Annotated in this window: 15 protein-coding genes; 10 read left to right on the forward strand and 5 right to left on the reverse strand. The window is 44.8% G+C overall.

The window, feature by feature from the left end; translation table 11 throughout:
* Positions 1 to 12: 12 nt before the first annotated feature.
* Positions 13 to 3,447, reverse strand: coding sequence for a choice-of-anchor L domain-containing protein (locus CJD36_RS05285; protein WP_105038099.1), 3,435 nt, complete (start codon positions 3,445 to 3,447; stop codon positions 13 to 15).
* A 235-nt stretch (positions 3,448 to 3,682) separates the two neighbouring features.
* Between CJD36_RS05285 and CJD36_RS05290 the strand changes: the two genes are divergently transcribed.
* From CJD36_RS05290 to CJD36_RS05300, 3 genes are all read left to right on the forward strand, one after another.
* The gene (locus tag CJD36_RS05290) at positions 3,683 to 6,373 is read left to right on the forward strand and encodes an FtsK/SpoIIIE family DNA translocase (RefSeq protein ID WP_105038100.1); all 2,691 of its coding nucleotides are present in this window, start codon (positions 3,683 to 3,685) and stop codon (positions 6,371 to 6,373) included.
* A gap of 202 nt (positions 6,374 to 6,575) precedes the next feature.
* Positions 6,576 to 7,217: a LolA family protein gene (locus CJD36_RS05295; RefSeq protein ID WP_105038101.1), complete on the forward strand. Its 642-nt coding sequence runs from the start codon at positions 6,576 to 6,578 to the stop codon at positions 7,215 to 7,217.
* A 97-nt stretch (positions 7,218 to 7,314) separates the two neighbouring features.
* Complete coding sequence (locus CJD36_RS05300) at positions 7,315 to 8,445, forward strand: hypothetical protein (RefSeq protein WP_105038102.1); 1,131 nt, start codon at positions 7,315 to 7,317, stop codon at positions 8,443 to 8,445.
* A 348-nt stretch (positions 8,446 to 8,793) separates the two neighbouring features.
* Here CJD36_RS05300 and CJD36_RS05310 read toward each other — a convergent pair whose 3' ends face one another.
* Entirely contained in the window at positions 8,794 to 9,324 is a 531-nt protein-coding gene (locus tag CJD36_RS05310; protein ID WP_105038104.1) for a hypothetical protein, read from the reverse strand.
* 215 nt (positions 9,325 to 9,539) lie between these two features.
* On the reverse strand, positions 9,540 to 11,171 hold the full coding sequence (dnaB, locus tag CJD36_RS05315) for a replicative DNA helicase (protein WP_105038105.1): 1,632 nt from the start codon (positions 11,169 to 11,171) through the stop codon (positions 9,540 to 9,542).
* A gap of 383 nt (positions 11,172 to 11,554) precedes the next feature.
* Here dnaB and pheT point away from each other — a divergent pair, with 383 nt between their 5' ends.
* The 4 genes from pheT to CJD36_RS05335 are packed head-to-tail and all read left to right on the forward strand — an operon-like array spanning position 11,555 to position 15,513.
* Positions 11,555 to 13,972, forward strand: a complete 2,418-nt coding sequence (pheT, locus tag CJD36_RS05320) for a phenylalanine--tRNA ligase subunit beta (RefSeq protein ID WP_105038106.1) — start codon at positions 11,555 to 11,557, stop codon at positions 13,970 to 13,972.
* Positions 13,973 to 14,248: a hypothetical protein gene (locus CJD36_RS05325; protein WP_105038107.1), complete on the forward strand. Its 276-nt coding sequence runs from the start codon at positions 13,973 to 13,975 to the stop codon at positions 14,246 to 14,248.
* Positions 14,241 to 14,813 (forward strand): DUF6452 family protein, encoded by a 573-nt coding sequence (locus tag CJD36_RS05330; protein ID WP_133162514.1) that lies wholly within the window; start codon positions 14,241 to 14,243, stop codon positions 14,811 to 14,813. The genes CJD36_RS05325 and CJD36_RS05330 overlap by 8 nt, the downstream gene beginning before the upstream one ends.
* Positions 14,767 to 15,513 carry a DUF6048 family protein gene (locus tag CJD36_RS05335; RefSeq protein WP_105038109.1) on the forward strand — a complete coding sequence of 249 codons (747 nt, stop codon included), beginning with the start codon at positions 14,767 to 14,769 and terminating at the stop codon, positions 15,511 to 15,513. Before CJD36_RS05330 ends, CJD36_RS05335 begins: the two co-directional genes overlap by 47 nt.
* Positions 15,514 to 15,789: 276 nt before the next feature.
* Here the strand turns inward: CJD36_RS05335 and CJD36_RS05340 are convergent, their stop codons facing one another.
* Positions 15,790 to 16,314 carry a hypothetical protein gene (locus CJD36_RS05340; protein WP_105038110.1) on the reverse strand — a complete coding sequence of 175 codons (525 nt, stop codon included), beginning with the start codon at positions 16,312 to 16,314 and terminating at the stop codon, positions 15,790 to 15,792.
* A gap of 77 nt (positions 16,315 to 16,391) precedes the next feature.
* Positions 16,392 to 16,658 (reverse strand): hypothetical protein, encoded by a 267-nt coding sequence (locus CJD36_RS05345; protein ID WP_105038111.1) that lies wholly within the window; start codon positions 16,656 to 16,658, stop codon positions 16,392 to 16,394.
* A gap of 64 nt (positions 16,659 to 16,722) precedes the next feature.
* Between CJD36_RS05345 and CJD36_RS05350 the strand changes: the two genes are divergently transcribed.
* The 3 genes from CJD36_RS05350 to CJD36_RS05360 all read left to right on the forward strand — a co-directional run bounded on the left by CJD36_RS05350 (position 16,723) and on the right by CJD36_RS05360 (position 19,992).
* Positions 16,723 to 17,295, forward strand: coding sequence for a CDP-alcohol phosphatidyltransferase family protein (locus CJD36_RS05350; protein ID WP_105038112.1), 573 nt, complete (start codon positions 16,723 to 16,725; stop codon positions 17,293 to 17,295).
* 155 nt (positions 17,296 to 17,450) lie between these two features.
* Entirely contained in the window at positions 17,451 to 18,002 is a 552-nt protein-coding gene (locus CJD36_RS05355; protein WP_105038113.1) for a hypothetical protein, read from the forward strand.
* A gap of 142 nt (positions 18,003 to 18,144) precedes the next feature.
* Positions 18,145 to 19,992, forward strand: coding sequence for a S41 family peptidase (locus tag CJD36_RS05360; protein ID WP_105038114.1), 1,848 nt, complete (start codon positions 18,145 to 18,147; stop codon positions 19,990 to 19,992).
* Positions 19,993 to 20,132 lie beyond the last annotated feature (140 nt).

Below are 20,132 nucleotides of genomic sequence, written 5' to 3' on the forward strand. Positions count from 1 at the left end.
TTCTTATCTATTTTACCTGATTACTGTTACGTTTCCTTGTTTGTTAAATACTTTGCCTGTTGAGGTTACGGCCTGTATACTATACACATAAACGCCAAATGGCTGTGGCTCGCCTTTCCAGCTGCCATCCCATCCCGCATCTATGTTTTTTGACTCATAAACCATGTTTCCCCAACGGTTGAAAATACGAAAATAATTTAAATTAGCAATACCGCGCTTAATAATTTTAAATTCACCATTCACCCCTGTGCCCGGCGTAAAGGCATTTGGCACTGCTATCAGGGTCTCTTCATTCACTATAATATTGATCGAATCAACCGCTTTACAACCATACTCAGTGGTAGCCTTTACAATATATAATGTGCTCACATCAGGCGTAGCCACCGGGTTAGATATCAGCGGATTGCTGAGGCCGGTGTATGGGAACCAGGTAAATGTAGTACAGTTAGTAATTGGCTCAATGGGGTAATTTTCACCAGGGTATAGTGTTACCGAATCGGGCACTGATATAAGTGCAGCCGGATGTACAATAGTATTAAAATGCACCGTATCCTTACAACCATTAGCATTGGTAACTATGGCGTAATATGACTGTGAAGCGATAGGACGGATAACCGGTGAATTGCTGAGGCTATCACTTATGTAAATAGAAGGATACCAGTGGTAAGACAGGCCTGCGCCACCCGCCGGATTTAATATAGCAGTGTCGTGGGGACAGAAGGCCAGATCAGGCAATGGAGCCGCAAAATTGCCAGGCAATAAGGTAATAACCGCAGAATCCTGGCCGGTACAGCCTGCTGAAGAAGTAACCACTAAATGCAGGGTTGTAGTTGTCGTTCCATCAAATACAACGGTGGAAGTGGATGTATTATCCAGATCAGCCGCAGGAGACCAAGTATAGGTATAACCGGTAAACCATGCCGGAAGCACCGAAGCATTAATGTGCAAGGTATCAAATTCGCACAACGGCCGGTTGCCACCTATGTAAACTGTGGGCGTTGGCTGCACCTGCAGATTGAGTGTAGCATAAATATCGGGGCAACTATGGAAATGAGCAGTAACAGTATACAATGCTGAAGTATCAGGCGTTATCAGTGCATTAAGCACATTAGACACCCCAATACCGGCCGTAGGCAACCATTGATAAGAAAAGGCAGGATGCCCAGATCCTATTACCTGCACCACCTGTCCAAGACATATGGCAGTATCGGTAGGATGCACGCTAATTACATTGGGGAGGACTTCCAGCTTAACAATAGCCGTAACTGCACAAACAGCAGAAATAGGTTGTATCACTGAAGTGAGTACATAAGACCCCGCCGCAGAGGGAGTAAATATTGGGTGAGATGATGTATCGTTACTTATCAAAACAGTTGATGGAGCGGAAGACCACTGATAATGATAATAAAGCCCCCCGGGCACCGTTACGTCATAAGTCGTGGACATACCCAGACAAATGGTATCGACAATTGTCTGCAAGTTCGCAGGTGTATCTACATGTATGGTTATCGTATGCACATAATCAGGGCAATTGGCATAAGAACTGGTTACTGTATATACGGTATTACCCACTACACTGTCAGATATTACAGGTGTGCGGCTGGTACTGGTGGCCACCCCGATGGATGGTGTCCAGACATAACTGAACTCAGTACTACCCGTGCTGGTTACAGTAACTGTCTGAGGAAAACATATATTTGAGGATACCGGACCGACTGTATAGTCACCAAGCGTGTGCACGGTTACGGTTGCAGTACTTTTACATAAAGGTTGTGCTGTAGGATTTACGGTGACGGTATAGGTGATATCACCTGTAGCAAACGGATTTGTAACAGGATTACTTATACTAGTGCTACTCAAATAGGTGCCGGACGCCCATGAATAGTCATATGGCACTCCCACAGGGGTGGCGTTTACATGCAGGTTAACAGGGACACCAACGCAGGTTTTCACCAATATAGAATCTACCGTAAGAACAGGGGGATCATAAACTGTTATCGTTATTCTGTCGGTTGCATCCGGGCAGCCTGCTGCAACCAGTACATTACCTGTTATAATGTAAGTAGTAGTCGTTGTTGGAGTGGCAGTAGGACTAAGTACTACAGAGCTGCTGAGACCGGCCGCCGGTGTCCAGTTGTAGACCATTAATACGCCGAAGATAGTATCCGGTTGAACAATGATATTAACGCTTTCCCCCCTGCAGATCATGGTATCAGGAGTAACTATATTAATATGAAATGAGTCATAAATAGTTAGTGTGGCCGACTGTAACGGATCAGGAACCAGCAATGTAGGATCGCAATGATCAGGAATCAAAACTGTTAGTATTACTGTCTTTGGTGTAGAAGGTGGTATCAATAATGGATTAATGTTCACGATAGCCGTTGTACCAAACGGTGGTATAATAACACTATCTGCAATAGTCGCATAATCATATCCGTTAATAGCTGTACCGCTTATCAGATACTTAATAATAGTAGGTGTGCAACTGGTGGCAGCCGTATTAAAGGTAACGTGACCCGGTGCGCAACTTCTTATAGCATAAGGAATAGTACCAACCCCCACGGCTACCAGAGTGGTATTAGGAACTGAGGATAGGCTGCCCGCTTCAAGAAATACTCCGGAATCATAAACACCGTCAACTGCATCTGCTATTCCAAGTTTCAGGTGATAACTTGTACAAGGAGTTACTGCCGCTTTTGCCTGAAGAACAGTTGTAAAACCATCATATGTAACGGAAGTGCCTGCTGCATTATTGACAAAATAAGCCGGAAATGGTGAGCCAGGACCGATAGAGTTGCAGTCAGCAAGCAAATAACCACCCGAAGGAACTCCGCTATTTACGCTATTGATACAGACTGGAATATTTGTGCCTGGTATCAATGCAATATTTGTGCCTGTACCAAAACCAGGGCCTGATATCAAAAAGCCAAAAACATCATTATAGTTAGAACAAGTAAAGGAAGGATATTCCTCAGAACCAAAAACGTAATTAAATCTTATTGTATCTCCCGACGGAATAAAGTCGAATTCCAAAATACAGGCATTTTTTGTGGGCTGACCTGCCAATGTTGTAAGTGCTGCATCTCCCGGAGCTAAATTATCAACGCTTGCAAAACTTCCTGAAGCGACACCCGTCAGAACATTAATTCCGTATTGCCCCCCTCCGGTAACCACTTTTCCTGTAGTGAGCGCTACACCGCAATCTAACCCTAAATTACTGCTGGTCACCATAAACTCCCCGCTCGCTCCACTGGCACAAGTCAAAACCTCACCTGAGGTAGTTACACCGGCGCCTACCAGCTTACTCACTAGTTGACTAGCTGTGTAGCCCGTTGAAGGCGTTATCTGTGCACTGGCGCTTTGAGACGCCCCCGCAAATAAAAGCACCAAAAGCACTTTCAGGTAACTAACAAAACTACAAGACCTTGTATAATTAAACTGCATGAAGCGGATTTTAACTATTAGTATAGACACGCAAAAAAAACAAAACGTTTGTCTTTGCCAAAATATTTCGCTTCCAAAAATATGGATTTATTGAAATATTTAGCAAGAGCAGAAAAAATAAATGTGTCGGTGCATAAATGGGCCTGCATTCATTTTCCTCCGACACCCCCCTTTTTGTCCAGTTTATTATGTCAGCATTCCTTAATATTGTAGCTGAATAAAGCTACCGCCACCCATGGCAACTACCAAGACCAAAAAAGCAATACCCACAGTACCCGAACCACCCTTGCCTGCCGGCGAGCTACCCCTGCATATAGACAGGAAAAGGCAGATAAGGCTGGGCTTTGGTATATTTTTCCTCCTCACAGGCGTATTTACCACCGTATCTATTATCAGTTATTATTATAGCTGGAATGCCGATCAGGATAAGTTTTTCTCCAGCAATTCCCTTTCACAATTCCTTTTTAAAGATCACACACCTGTGGCTAACTGGGGTGGCCGCATGGGGGCCGCTATTGCCCACCTGCTGGTATACAGCGGTGCAGGTATAGCCTCTATGGCTATTGGCATAGGCATAGCCGCCATTGGCACTAACCTCATTTACGGCAAAAAAGCGGCGGTTTACATGCGTTATGCCCGTTGGGTATCAATAGTTTTATTGCTACTGGCTCCGGTTCTTACTTATTTGTTCCCCGATTCTCCTTTCCCATTGGGCGGAGCGTTGGGTAATGCTACCATCTCCTATTTCAACGGTCTGCTGGGTGTTGCCGGCACCGGCATGGCGCTTTTATCAATTGTGTTGTTCTTTGTATTCGTCATTTTCGCGCTGGATATCAGTCCGTTCATTAAGAAAATGAAAGAAAGAGCGGCAATAATGGCAGCTTCGCTAAAGCCGGTACAGGAATTTAACAAGCCCGAAGATCCTGCTGCAATAGATGAAGAGGAGGAAGAGGAAGAAAAAGCCGCTGTAGCTCCATTTGCCATTACTAATACCGATGAAATACAGGCAATGCCCGCTACCGGCAACAAGTTGAAAGCAAATACAGGCCATGTGCCACTTATAATAGCCGGTGAACCTGCAAATAAAGAGTGGGAAATGGATATGGTAGAGAAGAAACTAGACCATATTGATAACCACATGGGGCTTGTAGATGCCAACATAGAAGAGGAGGCGGAAATGAGTGAAGAAGAGCGCTTGTTCAACGAATGGAAAACAGACGCAGGAGTTGCAGAACCGCACCAGCCGGTGGAAGAAGATGAATACCCTGAAGTAGAAGCATACGAAGAAGAAGATTATATAGAAGAAGAGGAGGAAGACGAAGAAGCCCCACAGCCCGAATTCACCTTCGAAGTGAAACAACAGGAAAATGAGCGCCCTACAATAAAACACGGCGCGCACATCAGCATAGCCAGTAATGAGCCCTATGCGCCCGAGCTTGACCTGCCTGACTATAGATTCCCCACGCTTGACCTCATGGAAACGCGCGTGGAAGAAGAAATATCGTTGAACAAAGGCGAGCTGGAGCGCAATAAAGACCAGATCGTGCAGACGCTCAACAGCTTTGGCATTGAAATTCAACAGATCAGTGCCACCGTAGGTCCTACAGTCACCCTTTACGAAGTGGTACCGGGCAAGGGCGTACGTATCAGCAAGATCAAAAATCTGGAAGATGATATAGCACTAAGCCTTGCCGCACTGGGTATTCGTATCATAGCCCCTATACCAGGTAAGGGTACTATAGGTATAGAAGTACCTAATGCCAATAAGCAGATAGTGAGCATGCAGGCATTGCTGAGCAGCCCTAAGTTTGTAGACAACAAAATGAGCCTGCCTATTGCATTGGGCAAGAAGATCGACAACGAAAATTACATTGTTGACCTTGCCACTATGCCTCACCTGCTGATGGCGGGTGCTACCGGACAAGGTAAGTCAGTAGGTATCAATGCCATATTGGTGTCGTTGTTGTATAAGAAACACCCATCACAGCTTAAGTTTGTAATGGTCGATCCTAAAAAGGTGGAACTCTCTATATATCGTACCATTGAAAAGCACTTCCTGGCCAAACTACCGAATGAAGAAGAGCCGATCATCACCGATATTAAGAAGGTTATCTACACCCTCAAAGCCCTGTGCGATGAGATGGACGACCGCTATGGACTGCTCAAAGACGCAGGTGCAAGAAACATAAAAGAATACAACGAAAAGTTCATTGCCCGCAGGCTGAATCCTGAAAACGGACATAAGTACCTGCCGTTTATAGTGCTGGTAATAGATGAGTTTGCCGATCTGATCATGACTGCCGGCAAAGAGGTGGAAATGCCTATAGCCCGCCTGGCACAGCTGGCACGTGCGGTGGGTATACACATTATCATTGCCACTCAGCGCCCATCGGTAAATGTAATTACAGGTACTATCAAGGCCAACTTCCCTGCCCGTATAGCCTTTAAGGTATCGGCAAAGGTAGATAGCCGCACCATCCTGGATACAGGCGGTGCCGAACAGCTGGTAGGTCGTGGAGACATGTTGATATCTCATGGCAGCGAGTTATTACGACTTCAGTGCGCATTTGTTGACACCCCCGAGGTAGAGAATGTGGTGAACTTCATAGGGGGCCAGAGAGGCTACCTGAAAGCACACCCGCTACCCGAGCCTGAAATGGACGATGAAGATGGCGGAGCCAAAACATTTGACCCCAAGAACCGCGATAAACTATTTGAAGAATGCGCCCGCACTGTAGTACAGATGCAGAGCGGATCTACATCTAATCTGCAGCGCCGCTTCAACCTCGGCTACAACCGTGCAGGCCGCATTATGGATCAGCTGGAGGCCGCAGGCATAGTAGGCCCGGCAGTGGGCAGTAAACCAAGAGACGTCTACTTTACAAGCGAAAATGAACTCGAAGAGTTCTTTGGAACGTTGAAATAGCTCAATCACAAGATTTGTCAACTTTTTAGAAAGTTGACAAATCTACACTCATACCAACTCCACTTTTTGGTTTTGACTTTTAACTTTTGACTTAGCTTCTGGCACTATTTATGTATTATATAACATTGACGGCGTATTTTATTTACCTGTCATACTTACCTTTGCAGCCGATTTTCTAACCACTCAATAATTCTATTAAAGGATGAAGAAATTATTATCAGTATGCGCATTGGCTCTTTGCTTTGCGGCACAAACAGCACACGCACAGGATGCAAAAGCCAAAGCAGTATTGGACGGTGTAACTAAAAAAGTAAATACCCTGAAGACCATCAAGGCCAATTTCGCACTGAAGTTGACCGGCGGCAAAGTGAGTGATTCTAAGAAAGGAACAATAGCAATAAAAGGAACTAAATACCATGTAACCCTTACCGGCCAGGAGATCATCTGCGATAACAAAACAGTATGGACCTACAGCGCTGATGCTAAAGAAGTTACCGTAAGCACATTCAACCCTAAAGATCAGAGCATATCTCCGGCTAAATTGCTCACGAACTTCTACGACAAAGAATACAAATACAAGTATGCCGGCGAGCGCACAGAAGGTGGTAAAAAATGCGACGTAATTGAATTGACTCCAATAGATGCCAGCAAACAAACCACCAAAATAGAGCTGCTGGTAGACAAGGCTACCTCTATGATAGTTGGCGGCAACATATGGGCTAAAAACGGCAACAAAACACAGTATATGATCAGCAATGTAGTTACCAACTCAGCAGTTGCAGACGACTTCTTCGTATGGAATGCAAAAGCACACCCGGGCGTAGAAGTGAATGACCTTCGCTAGTAATTTTTATACTTACTTTATAGAGCCCGCGGCGTTGCTGCGGGCTTTTTTTGTGTGCGCTGCATTATTGGTATCTTTAGTTGCAATAACCTGATCCATGCGTAGGATAGCACTTTCATTTTTTATCTTTATCGTATATACCTCATACGGTACAACATGGCCGGTCGCATACCCATATAAACAAAGAATAGAAGGGCAAAAAGTCAGAGTAGAAGCGATTGCATATAACCCATACGAATCTGCGACTGTGCCTTCAGGAAAAACGAATGTTTATTATAAAGATGAGCTTCTTTACAGTATTGATAAATACTACCGGAACAATATCTACACCAGCGATGACGGCCATTACTTCGCAATAGTTTATTCCATTAACGATGTGCGCATCAATGAATTCAATAGAAACGATGGCGACCAGATAAACTTCAACCGACGTATTATTGAGATTTTTAAAGATGGGGTTTTATATAAAAATGTTTTCTTGAGAGACATTATCGATACTACGGATGTAGTTAAGAATGGACACTATTTTGAATGGAGCTATTACATAGATATAAATGGATTCAGAGATGCAGAATATGGTTGTGAGGCATGTAATGAGGTTTACGGTAAAAAGGCTTTGAAAAAACTTGACACCGGCTACATCGATTCTAGTTCCTATTTCGAATGCATAAGACAATGCGACTCAGCAAGAAACAAAGAAACAGAACTGAACATAGCGATGAATGCTAACTATGTTGAGAATAACACATTGGTCGTTTTGACAAGTCAAAGAAGTGCAGTCAGGATTAATTTCAATACATTGGATATACAGAGAGTCCAATTCAATACAGTTGTTCCTGACAAAGAAAAGTACAATCCACCTAAACTTATCCGCCGGTACAATGAACTCAAAATTCCTGATAAATTCTATTTACCCAATCTCGATAATGGGATGAAATTTGAAGACGCGGTTGCAGCGCTTTTCGGCCTAAAAAGTGATGGTGAACAAAAAGCAATTTTTGATGTTTTTATTCGCCCCACAATAGATGTAGCCGGACATTGCGTTGACCTATACGTGGATGTAAATGATTTAAGGATATCTGAATATCATTCTGACAATACACAAAACAAAGACATGACAGAAAAATTATACAAGTGGTGCAAAGAACAAGTGTTTAGCAGTAAAAAGATACCGAAAGGTTTCGAGAAGTATCAATTCTATGGGATAATAGATTTGTACGGAAAATGATTGACGAGTAATTTAAATTTTTCGCCTTTTCTGTTTATGAAGCTCTATCGAAATCTTCAGTTCTTCCAATGTCAACCCTTTATCTCCGCCTGATTCAAGATCATCATGCCTTCGGTCTAACTCCCTAACAAATGCCGGATTAGTCCACCATTTTCGATCTTCAATTTTAGGAGCAACTACTTTCTTATTCATACATAATATAGCCGTAACAAATTTACAAAAACCAAAGAAAAAAAGCCACTGCATAAACATGCAATGGCCGTGCTGAAAATATAACGATCAAAAGCCTCTCTATGCCGCAAAACATCACGGCAAAGGTTTTTACTTTTAAATTTTAAGTTTTTACTTTTAATAACTATACGCTACCCCTCTCTTAATAGACTGCACCTGCCCGAAAGATCCGCCACTGGCACTTTTACGATCTATTTCCTTATCAGAGGTCATGAGTACGAATGCGCAACCTTTTGATGCTGCTTCTTTCTTTAGTTTCTTTAGTGCGGTCTGGTCGCTGCCGGCACCTGTGCGATAGTTGATGAATGCGGTCTTACCACGTATCTCATCTACGCGCATAAGTCCGGCTATTTCATCAGCACTTTCTACTACCATTACATGCTCCCAATCCTGCTCGCCATTAACACTCAGCTTTGGCGTAACGTCCTGCTGACGGCCACTCTGGCCAAATACTATGCTGTTTACCGCATACTTGCCCATTACCTGCTCTACGTCTTCATGCATGTAACGGAAGGTAACTGTATGCTCCCCTACCTTCAGTACGGTGCCTATTATGTTTTTGCCATTGTGTAAATGGAGTGTATCGCTCTGGGCAAAGGTTGCGAGAGCAATAAAGAGTGCTGCGATGGTGATAACTATTTGTTTCATTACTGTGTGTTTTGTGTGTTTTAAAAGATGTTTTCGATTTTGTGAAAACCCTTATTCCAAAACACGTGCCAGAAATGAAAGAGGGTAAGATAAATTTTTGCAAATTCATCTTACCCTATGTGTATTTTATTTATTCAGCAACTCTTTGCGCTCTCTTCAAAACCTGCCTTTGCGCCTCTTTGCGATACTTCTTTGCGCTCTTTGCGTGAACCTCTTTAAAACGGCGCGTCCTCATCTCCCGGCTTTGGCTTCTTACTAAATGTTGAACCCGGCCCGCCCAGATCATCATCATCCCAGTTCACGTCATTGGCTTTAGACTGCATGGTCTGGAAGCCGCCGGGGATAAACATCTTAGACCCACCAAACTCGCTGGTATCGCGGCGTATGCCCGCAGCGGGGTTATCACTTGGTGCAGGGCCAAACTGGCTGAATTTATTATCTTCCAAATCCACAAAACGCTGGTACTCTTTAATAAAGCGCACCTTTTCCACGCCCAGGCTACCATTACGATGCTTGGCTATGTGGATATGGGTTTCCCCCTCAATGGTCTCCCCCATCTCATCATTATTGATACCATGGTACTCAGGACGATACAGGAACATAACCATATCCGCATCCTGCTCTATCGCGCCCGATTCACGGAGGTCACTCAACTGCGGTACCTTCGACTCCTTTCTGGTTTCCACCGCACGACTCAACTGCGAAAGCGCTATCACCGGCACATCCAGCTCCTTTGCAAGGGCCTTCAAGTCTCTTGATATCTTACTGATCTCCTGCTCACGGTTACCACCCTTATCACCACCTGTCATCAGCTGCAGGTAATCGATGATGATCATCTTGATGTCATGCTTCTGCTTCAGCCTGCGGCACTTGGCACGTAGCTCGAATATGTTCAACGCTGCCTGGTCATCAATAAATATCTTGGCTTGCGCCAGCTTGGCCATACGCTGAGACATCTGTATGAACTCATGGTCAGCCATTTTACCGCGGGTTATAGCGTCCAGCCGCACGTCGGTTACCGCACTTAGCAACCTTTTTACTATCTGGCCCGCACCCATTTCCAATGAGAAAAACGCTACCGGGAATTCCTTGCCGGGGTTCATAGCTGCATTCATGGCCAGGTTCAAACAAAATGCCGTTTTACCCACAGACGGACGAGCCGCAAGGATAATAAGATCCGTTTTCTGCCAACCTGAGGTCAACTGATCCAATCCCTTGAATCCCGATGGTACACCTGTAAGGTCATCTGTCTTTTTGCGGGCTTCATCTATTTCATTCATCGTCTGCACGAGTACGTCCTGCAGGCTCTTAAAGTTCTTACGTAAATGCTTATCCGTTATCTCATAGAGGCCCGATTCGGCCTTATCCATCAGGTCAAACACATCGGTACTGTCTTCATACGCATCAGCTATCACCGAGCCCGAAATACGGATCAGTTCGCGCTGAATGAATTTCTCCATCACTATACGTGCATGTGCTTCTACGTGTGCAGAAGACATAACGGCCATGGTAAGGCGGGTCAGAAAATAAGCACCGCCCACTATTTCCAGCTCATTTGTCTTTCTCAGTTCGTCAGAGATCGTCAGCAGATCCACCGGCGTACCCTTGTCAAACAGACGACGCATAGCGGCATATATCTTCTGGTGTGCATCAAGGTAAAAACACTCTGCGCTCTGTATTACTTCCAGCACCTGCGCGAATGTGTCTTTTTCCAGCATGCAGGCACCCAGCACGGCTTCCTCCAGCTCTAATGACTGAGGTGGAACCTTGCCAAATACCATAGAGGTCATATCGGCCGGTTTACGGCTCCTGGTATTCCCAAAATCTTTTTTAACGTTAACTGACATTATTTATTAATAGCTTATGTAGTACCTTAATTTATATTTTTCCCGTTGTGGTCTTCTTTTGTTGCCCGCATTTTAGCCTTTGACCTTTACAAAAAGAAGATGTTGAAACAGTTGTGGGGGAGGACGAATGTAGGCGCGATTTTTATAACGGCAAAGAAAACAACTGCTAATAGTTACTTACTTCATGCACACTCCTTATCCACATGTTTATGCACACAAAGTTCCGAAATCCTAAGAGATATCCCCAAACTATTTCGTTACTAAGAACTTATTAACACAATATGCAGGTTTTCATGGGGATAAGTAACTTTGTTAAAGCATTTTTTTAAGTTCATGGGTTTTGGTATATCCTAGATTATCTTTGCGGAAATCAATTTGAGAGAATGACCATTTCTTACCAATGGCTGATGGATTATCTGCCGGAAGCTATACCAGTAAACGAACTAAGCCAGATATTAACTTCTATAGGTCTTGAAGTAGAGGCCATTGAGCGCTCTGAAGCCGTGCGCGGCGGTCTTGCGGGGCTTTTGATAGGTGAAGTACTCACCTGTGGCAAACACCCCAATGCAGATAAGCTGAGCGTTACTACAGTAAATGTTGGTGGTGAAACTCCGCTGAAAATAGTTTGTGGCGCGCCTAATGTCGCTGCAGGCCAAAAGATAGTGGTAGCAACTGTTGGCACAACCGTACACCCTACCAATGGCGAATCTTTCCTGATAAAAAAAGCAAAGATACGTGGCGAAGAAAGCGAAGGCATGATCTGCGCTGAAGACGAAATTGGTCTTGGAGAAAGTCATGCAGGCATCATGATCTTGCCTGCAGACGCTATTGTAGGCACTCTGGCCAAAGATTACTTCAATATCCCCGAAACAGATTTCACAATCCACATTGGTCTTACACCCAATCGCAGCGATGCCAACAGCCATATAGGCGTGGCGCGCGATGTTTGTGCGTACCTCACTCATCATAAGGGCGGCAAGCACGAAGTGGTAATGCCGGCTATCAGCAATGATACAACTGCTAAGGGCAACCTAATCAATGTGTCTGTAGAAGCACAAGCAGCTTGTCCGCGCTTCACAGGTGTAAGCCTGAAGAACGTAAAGGTGGGCGAATCTCCTGAATGGCTGAAGCTAAGGCTTACTGCTATTGGTGTTCGCAGCATAAACAACATAGTAGATATTACCAACTTCGTACTGCATGAATATGGCCAGCCCCTGCACGCATATGATGCAGATAAAATAGCAGGTAGCCAGATCATCGTAAAATTCCTTGCGGATGGCACGCCTTTCACCGGCCTGGACGATAAGGAAAGAAAGATGCGTGCTACCGATCTGATGATCTGCGACACCAACGGCCCATTGGGTATTGGCGGGGTCTTTGGCGGAGCATACAGCGGCATCTCCGACGCCACAACTAATGTATTCCTCGAAAGCGCTTACTTCGACTCAAGGCATATCCGCATCACAAGCACCCACTTCGGCTTGCGTACTGATGCCGCTACTCACTTTGAGAAGGGTGTGGACATTAATAATGTATTACCAGCTCTGCTGCGTGCTGCTGCAATGATCGTAGACATAGCAGGCGGAGCAATAGCCAGAGAGGTTACAGACTTGTACCCTACTGCACTACAACCTGTTGAAGTAACTATAACTTATAGCTACATACACAAGCTGAGCGGTAAAGAATATACACCCGCAGCAATAAAGGAAACACTAACGGCATTAGGCTTTGTGATCATTGCCGAAGCTGCCGATGGACTTACACTGCAAGTACCGTCTAACAAACCCGATGTATCTCAGCCCGCCGATATAGTAGAAGAAATACTCCGCATAGATGGACTGGATAACGTACAGCTTACAGGCCGTCTCAACATAGCCCTCACAAAGGCTTTGCCGGGAGACAGGCAACAGAAAGAGCGGATGGCAGAACTGCTATGTGGCATGGGGGTACAGGAGATTGTAACCAACTCTATTGTCAACAGCAAGTACTACCCTAACCAGGAAAACCTGGTACGCATGATCAACAGCCTGAGTGCTGAGCTGGATGTAATGCGCCCAAGCATGCTGGAAAGCGGACTGGAAGTAATAGAATACAATTGCAACCGCAAGAGTCAGGATCTGAGCCTGTTTGAATTTGGCAATGTATACCACCACGGTGGTGAGGCCAAGTACATACAGGAGCAACGCCTGGGCATATGGATAACCGGCAATGTAAAATCAGCACAGTGGAACCAGAAAGCCCAAAAGGCTGATGCCTACTACATGAAGGGTATGATAGGTAATATGCTGGCCTATAGCGGCATTACTAATACCACCCTTTCTTACCCTGCTGAAAACAGCGACACACTGGAAACCACCTGGAAGTGGAAGAACAACATTCTCTGTACGATGACCCGTGTATCTGCCGCCAAACTAAAGCAGATGGACGTAAAGCAGGATGTATTCTTTGCAGATATTCATTGGGACACCTGGACAAAGGCTATGGCAGCGCACAAGATAAAGTATGCTGAAGTACCTAAGTTTCCGGCAGTAGCGCGCGATCTGGCCATTGTATTGGACAAGGAAATTACCTACAAGCAGGTGCAGGACGAAACTGAAAAACTAAAGATAGACTCATTACAGAGCTTCGGATTGTTTGACGTATTTGAAAACGAAAAGCTGGGCGCAGGCAAGAAGTCTTATGCACTTTCTTACACGTTCCAACTGCAGGATCGCACCCTTACCGATGCAGAGATAGAGCAGGTGATGAAGCAATTGATCGATGTTTATACCAACAAGCTTAACGCACAAATAAGATCTTAAATGGAGGCACTGGACCTACTGAGCACCAAGCTGGATGCACTGATAAAAAAGTATGCTGCCGTACAGGCCGACAATGCACGCCTGCGCGCCACCATTGAGGGACAAAACAAGGTGATACAAAAGCTGAACAAGAAGGTAACGTCGCTGGACAATGGTATGGTAAGTGTGCAGTTGGGCAATACCGACATAACTGCCGAAGACAAGGAGCACATGACCCGCCAGCTGGACAATGTGATAGGCGAAATAGACAAAATACTGAATACACTCAATGATTAATCAGATCATTCAATACTTATTCCGCAAACCCGCTTCCCTTTACAGGAGCGGGTTGCGGTTATTAGGCATCCTGCTTATCGGATCGGCATTCATGGCCTGCACGCAAGAGCGACAGCCATGCCTTACACCTAAGATTGCAAGTCTTAATTTAAGGTTCGTACACTTTGCCGCAGATAGCGCCATCGCTCTGAATAGCTTCTCAGATACAGGTCTGCCTAAAGCCGTCTTTACTGCTATAACAGATAGTGGCAACAGATCAGTGATCTATACTTCGCCATCAGCTTACTTTACCATTTCACTGTCACCTGTTGCAGACTCCTGCAAATGGCTGGTATTGGCCGATTCAGCATCTCTTTTGACCGCTGCCAGCTTTGATACAATGAGCTTTTATTACAAGCGCAAATTGCAGTTCTTATCCAATGCCTGTGGCTATACAGATTTTTATGCAATAGACTCAGTACATACTACCAAAAACCACGTAGATTCAGTTATCATCACCAATACCAGTGTCACCAACGATGTCAATACAAAGCACCTTAAGATATACATGCATCCTGGTTTTTAGCTTCCTGCTCTTCGGAGCCATCAACGCTAAAGCACAGGTAGCAGCCATAGACACCATGCCTATGGTACCGGCCGACTCTGCCGTTATTGACACACCTAAAGCCCCTAAAATAGAATTGGGCAGCCATCAGCTAACCATTGGCATAAACATTCTGCGCCCGGTTATCAATGCCTATTCTACCGATAAATACGGCTATGAATTTGCAGCTGACTACTACCTGAAGAACGAACTATACCTTGCTGCCGAGGGTGGTTGGGGCACATCTACAGTTACCTATACCGATCTCAAATACAACACATCCAATTACTTCTTTAGGGCAGGCTTTAATAAATACCTTTTCCCACGGCAGGACGCTAAAGACTGGGGCGGCCTCTTTATGGGTCTGCGCCTGGCAACAGCCGGTATAGATCGCAGTGCAGCTACCTATACAGTAATAGACTCTCTATGGGGTAATAACACAGGTAGCCTTGCCGGCAAGAGCTTTAATGCCTATTGGATGGAGATAACAGCAGGTGTGCGTGTAGAACTATACAAAGGACTCATGGCCGGCTGGAACATCCGCGGTAAATTCTTGCTCAACGGCAAATCCTTCAACGACCTCTCCCCGCTCTACGTAGCCGGCTATGGCCGCGGCGACAAAACCTCCGCCTTTGATTTCAACTTCTACCTCAGCTATGCGGTAAGATGGAAACGCCATTAATGGCGCAATGGCTTAATTGCTTAATAGCTCAATTACCGTATCAAACGCCCGTTGTCGGTCTCTGACCGACAACCATCGGGACGAACTTCTTTGAGACTACTATAACGACACTACAAGGAATTATTAGGGATTCCAGCAATCAAACTCCAACTACGAAAAATTAAAGCGAACGGTCACTGCGAGGCACGAAGCAGTCTAGTATCGGGACGTATTTGCTTTGTAGCTATAATAACAATCGAAACAACCCAAGTAATTTGATTTCCAACTATAAAAACCCTAATAATCACTCATCTTCCCTATATCCAATGGCTTACAAATTTCAGTTCTGGTTTCTGCCTGTCCGGTTACAAATTTTCTAGTGAACAATTCATAGATCAAACACTGGTTTTCCCTGCGCTCTTTATGTGACAAGCTATTAAAAAAATGAACAAGACTATCTGTCTTCCATGTTCCGTAACCACATTGATCTATTCTATGCAGAAGTTTAGTTTTGAGATACCCATCCTCTAGGGTAAGCACTCTGTTGGTAAGTAGATATTGCTTCATCTCTTCAATGAAGTGTTTCCCTGTCCAACTTTTTGTTGATTGAAAATAGTAAAAGAGAAATTGGCTTTGGGTAACCATCAATTTAATTGTATCGTCACTAGGCGATTTTACTTTTAATCCAATGTAGTAGCCATATCCCATCCCAGTATCTGATAACACTTCATTGACCAAAGCTGTTTTGCTTGTGGTAAATACCTGACCTGAAGAATTAAAAGAAACAAATAATAAACTAACAACAAAGGTAATAATCTTCATAGTCGAGACATTTATCAAATTAACCAATCTGTGAAATCTGTGCAATCCTTTAATAATCTGTGATTCAGACACACCCCTCACCTCGCCTTCCTCACAGCCTCGCCCAACTTCCCCTCCAGCGCCTTTATCTTCTCCTCCACTGCGCTATCAAACACATGCGAACCACCCACACGCACCAGGTCATAACAATAGATCTCAGACCTAAAGAAACCACTCACCATATCAGGATACAATATCGTAACGCTGTAATACAACTCATCTGTATCTTCATTCCTCTTCGGCTCCAGCCTGCAATCTATCACCCCATCTGCAGACTCTATTGCCAGTTCTATATCCTCATCCATACTATTCAATATTGGTTGTAAGATAACAGATAAAACATCAACAGGATATTATTACTTTCATTAAATGAAACACCTGCCCTGGCTACTCATATACCTGCGGTTTGCATTGACCATTCCAGCTATATTTATGGCCGATCACAACCTGCTCGGCTGGCCGTACATTCTGCTGTTAGCTATTGCTGCCGCTACCGACTATTATGATGGTGTACTAGCCCGTAAATATGGCGTAGAAACTGCGGCCGTTAGGCAATGGGACAGCATTGCAGACACTGTGTTCTTTCTGGGCGTACTGGCAGGTATGTACTTAGCCTACCCCGCAATATTTGCCACCTACGCATGGGGCATTTACACTATACTGGGCCTTGAAGCTGTAAGGTATGTCTACGACCTCTACAAATTCAGACGAGGTGCCAGCTATCACGCCCGCAGTGCTAAAATATTTGGCGTAGCACTACTTATCGCTACTATTGCCATAATGGGATTCGGGATAGCTATGCCGTTTCTGCCCATAGCGTTGATACTAGGCATCATATCAGAACTCGAAGGCTTGTGCATGTCCATCATCCTTAAAACCTGGACATACAACGTGAAGCATATTGGCATAGCAATAAGATTACGAAATACAGAAAACAGCTGATTCTACCCCTCAAAAAAACATATCCACAGACTTTGACCATGCTGTATCCCTTGCCACACAAGGCTTACGTCAGATTTTTACGCAAAAAATGTGGATATGATTTTCAAAATGGTATTTTTATTTGTCACAACTTTACAGTCTCAAAACTGTATCATATGACAAACGAACAACAAACCAGCCAGTCGCTCAACGAGCGTTACGCCCTCATCTCCAACAACATCTGCACCCAACTTGTGGCACTACAAGGCGCTATCAACGCACGTGAAGAAGGCCAGCGACACCCCACATCACAAGACATTGCCATGCAGTGTAAACTTATTGGCTGTCTGGATAAGCTGCGAAAATTATCGGGCGAAAAGGCAATTGCCAGGCCCAGACGCGTACCTCAGCAAGCACCCGAAACCACCGAGACACCGACAAATACTCCTGCTACCCAAAAAGCCGAAGCACCACCTATCACCGAGCAGGATTTTAAAGACTATAAACACCTGCTCAATACGTTCAGGCACATCCGCGATAACGAGACCATTCGCTTCCGCGGCAGACTGGTCAATTCAAAATGGCTGCACTACAACCTGTTGCAATATTGCCTGCCGCAGTCCGAAAGGCGATTCATGGGCGATGCACGCCGGGTAATAGCTGAAGTCAATATGCCTGCAACTCTTGAAAAAGCAAATCCTCACTTACAACAGAATATGGCCGCTTAGAGTAGCGCCATCGATATCATTAAATGGCACAGAAGTTGTGAACAGTTATTTGCACCACGGCGAAAAAAGGGTAGCCTCTTTTCATCCGTTTTGTACATGTAATTAACTTTAATAACTTTAACCTTTCGCCCAAACCGGTTTTATGAAATACTTTGTCCTGTTGTCTCTGTTTTTTGCTGTCACTTTCGCGCATGCCCAAACAGCCCAAAACGAGCTGCCACGCTTGAACATATCGAAAGAAAACCTGCCGTTAAGGCAACATAAATTGCGGCTGTCTCAGGCAGAATACGCCAATGCCCCAGCAGCCAAAACTACCAACAGCGGACCGGGTTATAATTTCGATTCCAGCCGCTGGGCGCACCTGGTCGACTCAACATGGGGTGCCGGTTTACCTGATGCTCAGAAGATGGCGCAATTCAACACCTTTTGGAAACACTTCGATTCTTTCTACGCCTGCTATATAAACCTGCCTGCTTACAACTGGGACTCTATAGTAACAGCTATTGACACACAGATAATGCACGGCGTAAGTAAGGGCAGATTTGCAGCGATTGCTAATGATTTCATGAGAAAGATCAACGATGGTCATTCGGGCTTTCATGATGCAACCGTAAATTACCCCCCATCTATCTATCGCGGTCTGCCATTGTTCAGAGATGAGTCGGGCAAATTCGGTGCATGTATCACTACGTTCAATGACACAGAGGCAATGGTGTATTCCGTGCATGCCGGACATCCTTTAGGCCTGGAAAGGGGCGACATCATTCTTGGCTACAACAGTGAGCCATGGCTGAAGATCGTAAAGACCATGCTCAACAACCAGCTACCCAATTCTGTTTACCTCGGCTCTACAGATGCGGCTACTATGCACCGTTATGTGCAGGCTGCCGGTGAAAACTGGTACCTCTTCGATACTATCAACATAAAAAAGTGCGACGGATCGATCGTAAACCTGCCCACAACATTGATGACCGGATTTTCTTACCAGGATTTTCCTACTGAACAGATGCCGGTAGCAGGTGTGAACATACCTACGTATACACAGTACTATTCCAGCGGTGTCAATATTTCGGCCAATGTGATACATGGACACCGGATAGGCTACGTATACATGTATGATTGTACCGACGCCACCGGCAATAAACTATTGAATGCTACCAAGAGACTGGTAGAAGACAGCCTCGTTACCGGCCTGATCTATGATATCCGCACCAACTTTGGGGGTGGTTTTCTGGCATTTGAATCTACCTTCAAATATCTTAATGATGCCGACGTTTCTTGGGTGGGTTATGGCGACAGATATGATGCGAACAGGCTCAACCTTTCTAATGTCGGATTGACATCCTGGTATGATCTTACCGACGATGACCCTCATTATTTCAATCACCCGATAGCTATACTCACCGGACCCAACGCAGTAAGCGCGGGCGATTTTTTCCCTGTACTATTCAAACATGACCCTAATGTAAAAGTGTTCGGCAAAAGCACTGCGGGCGCTTACGGATCATCAACTTCCATTACCCTCCCCTACCCCGGGTTTTACGCCAGTATGCAATTAGCCAACTTCTTTCAGTCGGGTGCCCCCACCTCCTATATGACCCATACCGAAGTACCCGTAGATAGCAACATATGGTTTGTAAGAGACAGTGTGTGCCTGGGCATAGACAATATGGTTTCTACTGCTGTGCAGTGGATAGAAGGTATTACTTCAGACATCCACAGTCCTTCGCTACAGTCGTTCAGTGCCCATGTGTATCCCAACCCGGTTAGCGAGTACATCAACATTGCTATAACCAACCCGGCAAAACAACAAGTAGAGATCACTCTGCGCAATATGCTTGGCGCTGTGGTTCTGCATACAGGTTATAACGCGGGGTCAGGTACACTCCGGCTAGATCTACCGGAACAATTACCATCAGGCAATTATTACTTGTCGCTGCAAGATGAAAAAGGTAATAAAGCAATAAAAAAAATAGCAGTAATAAGGTGATAGCAATAAAATATTATCTCCGGTACTAAAAATGCTATGTGCCCATTTGGACAAAGTGGTTGACTTATGGATTTGGAACACATGTCATGATGCTGAAGGCATCACAGGTCTATAGAAAAATCGACTAATAATTATGGTCG

Origin of the sequence: Flavipsychrobacter stenotrophus (assembly GCF_002954265.1) — a bacterium.
Taxonomy (GTDB): Bacteria; Bacteroidota; Bacteroidia; order Chitinophagales; family Chitinophagaceae; genus Flavipsychrobacter; species Flavipsychrobacter stenotrophus.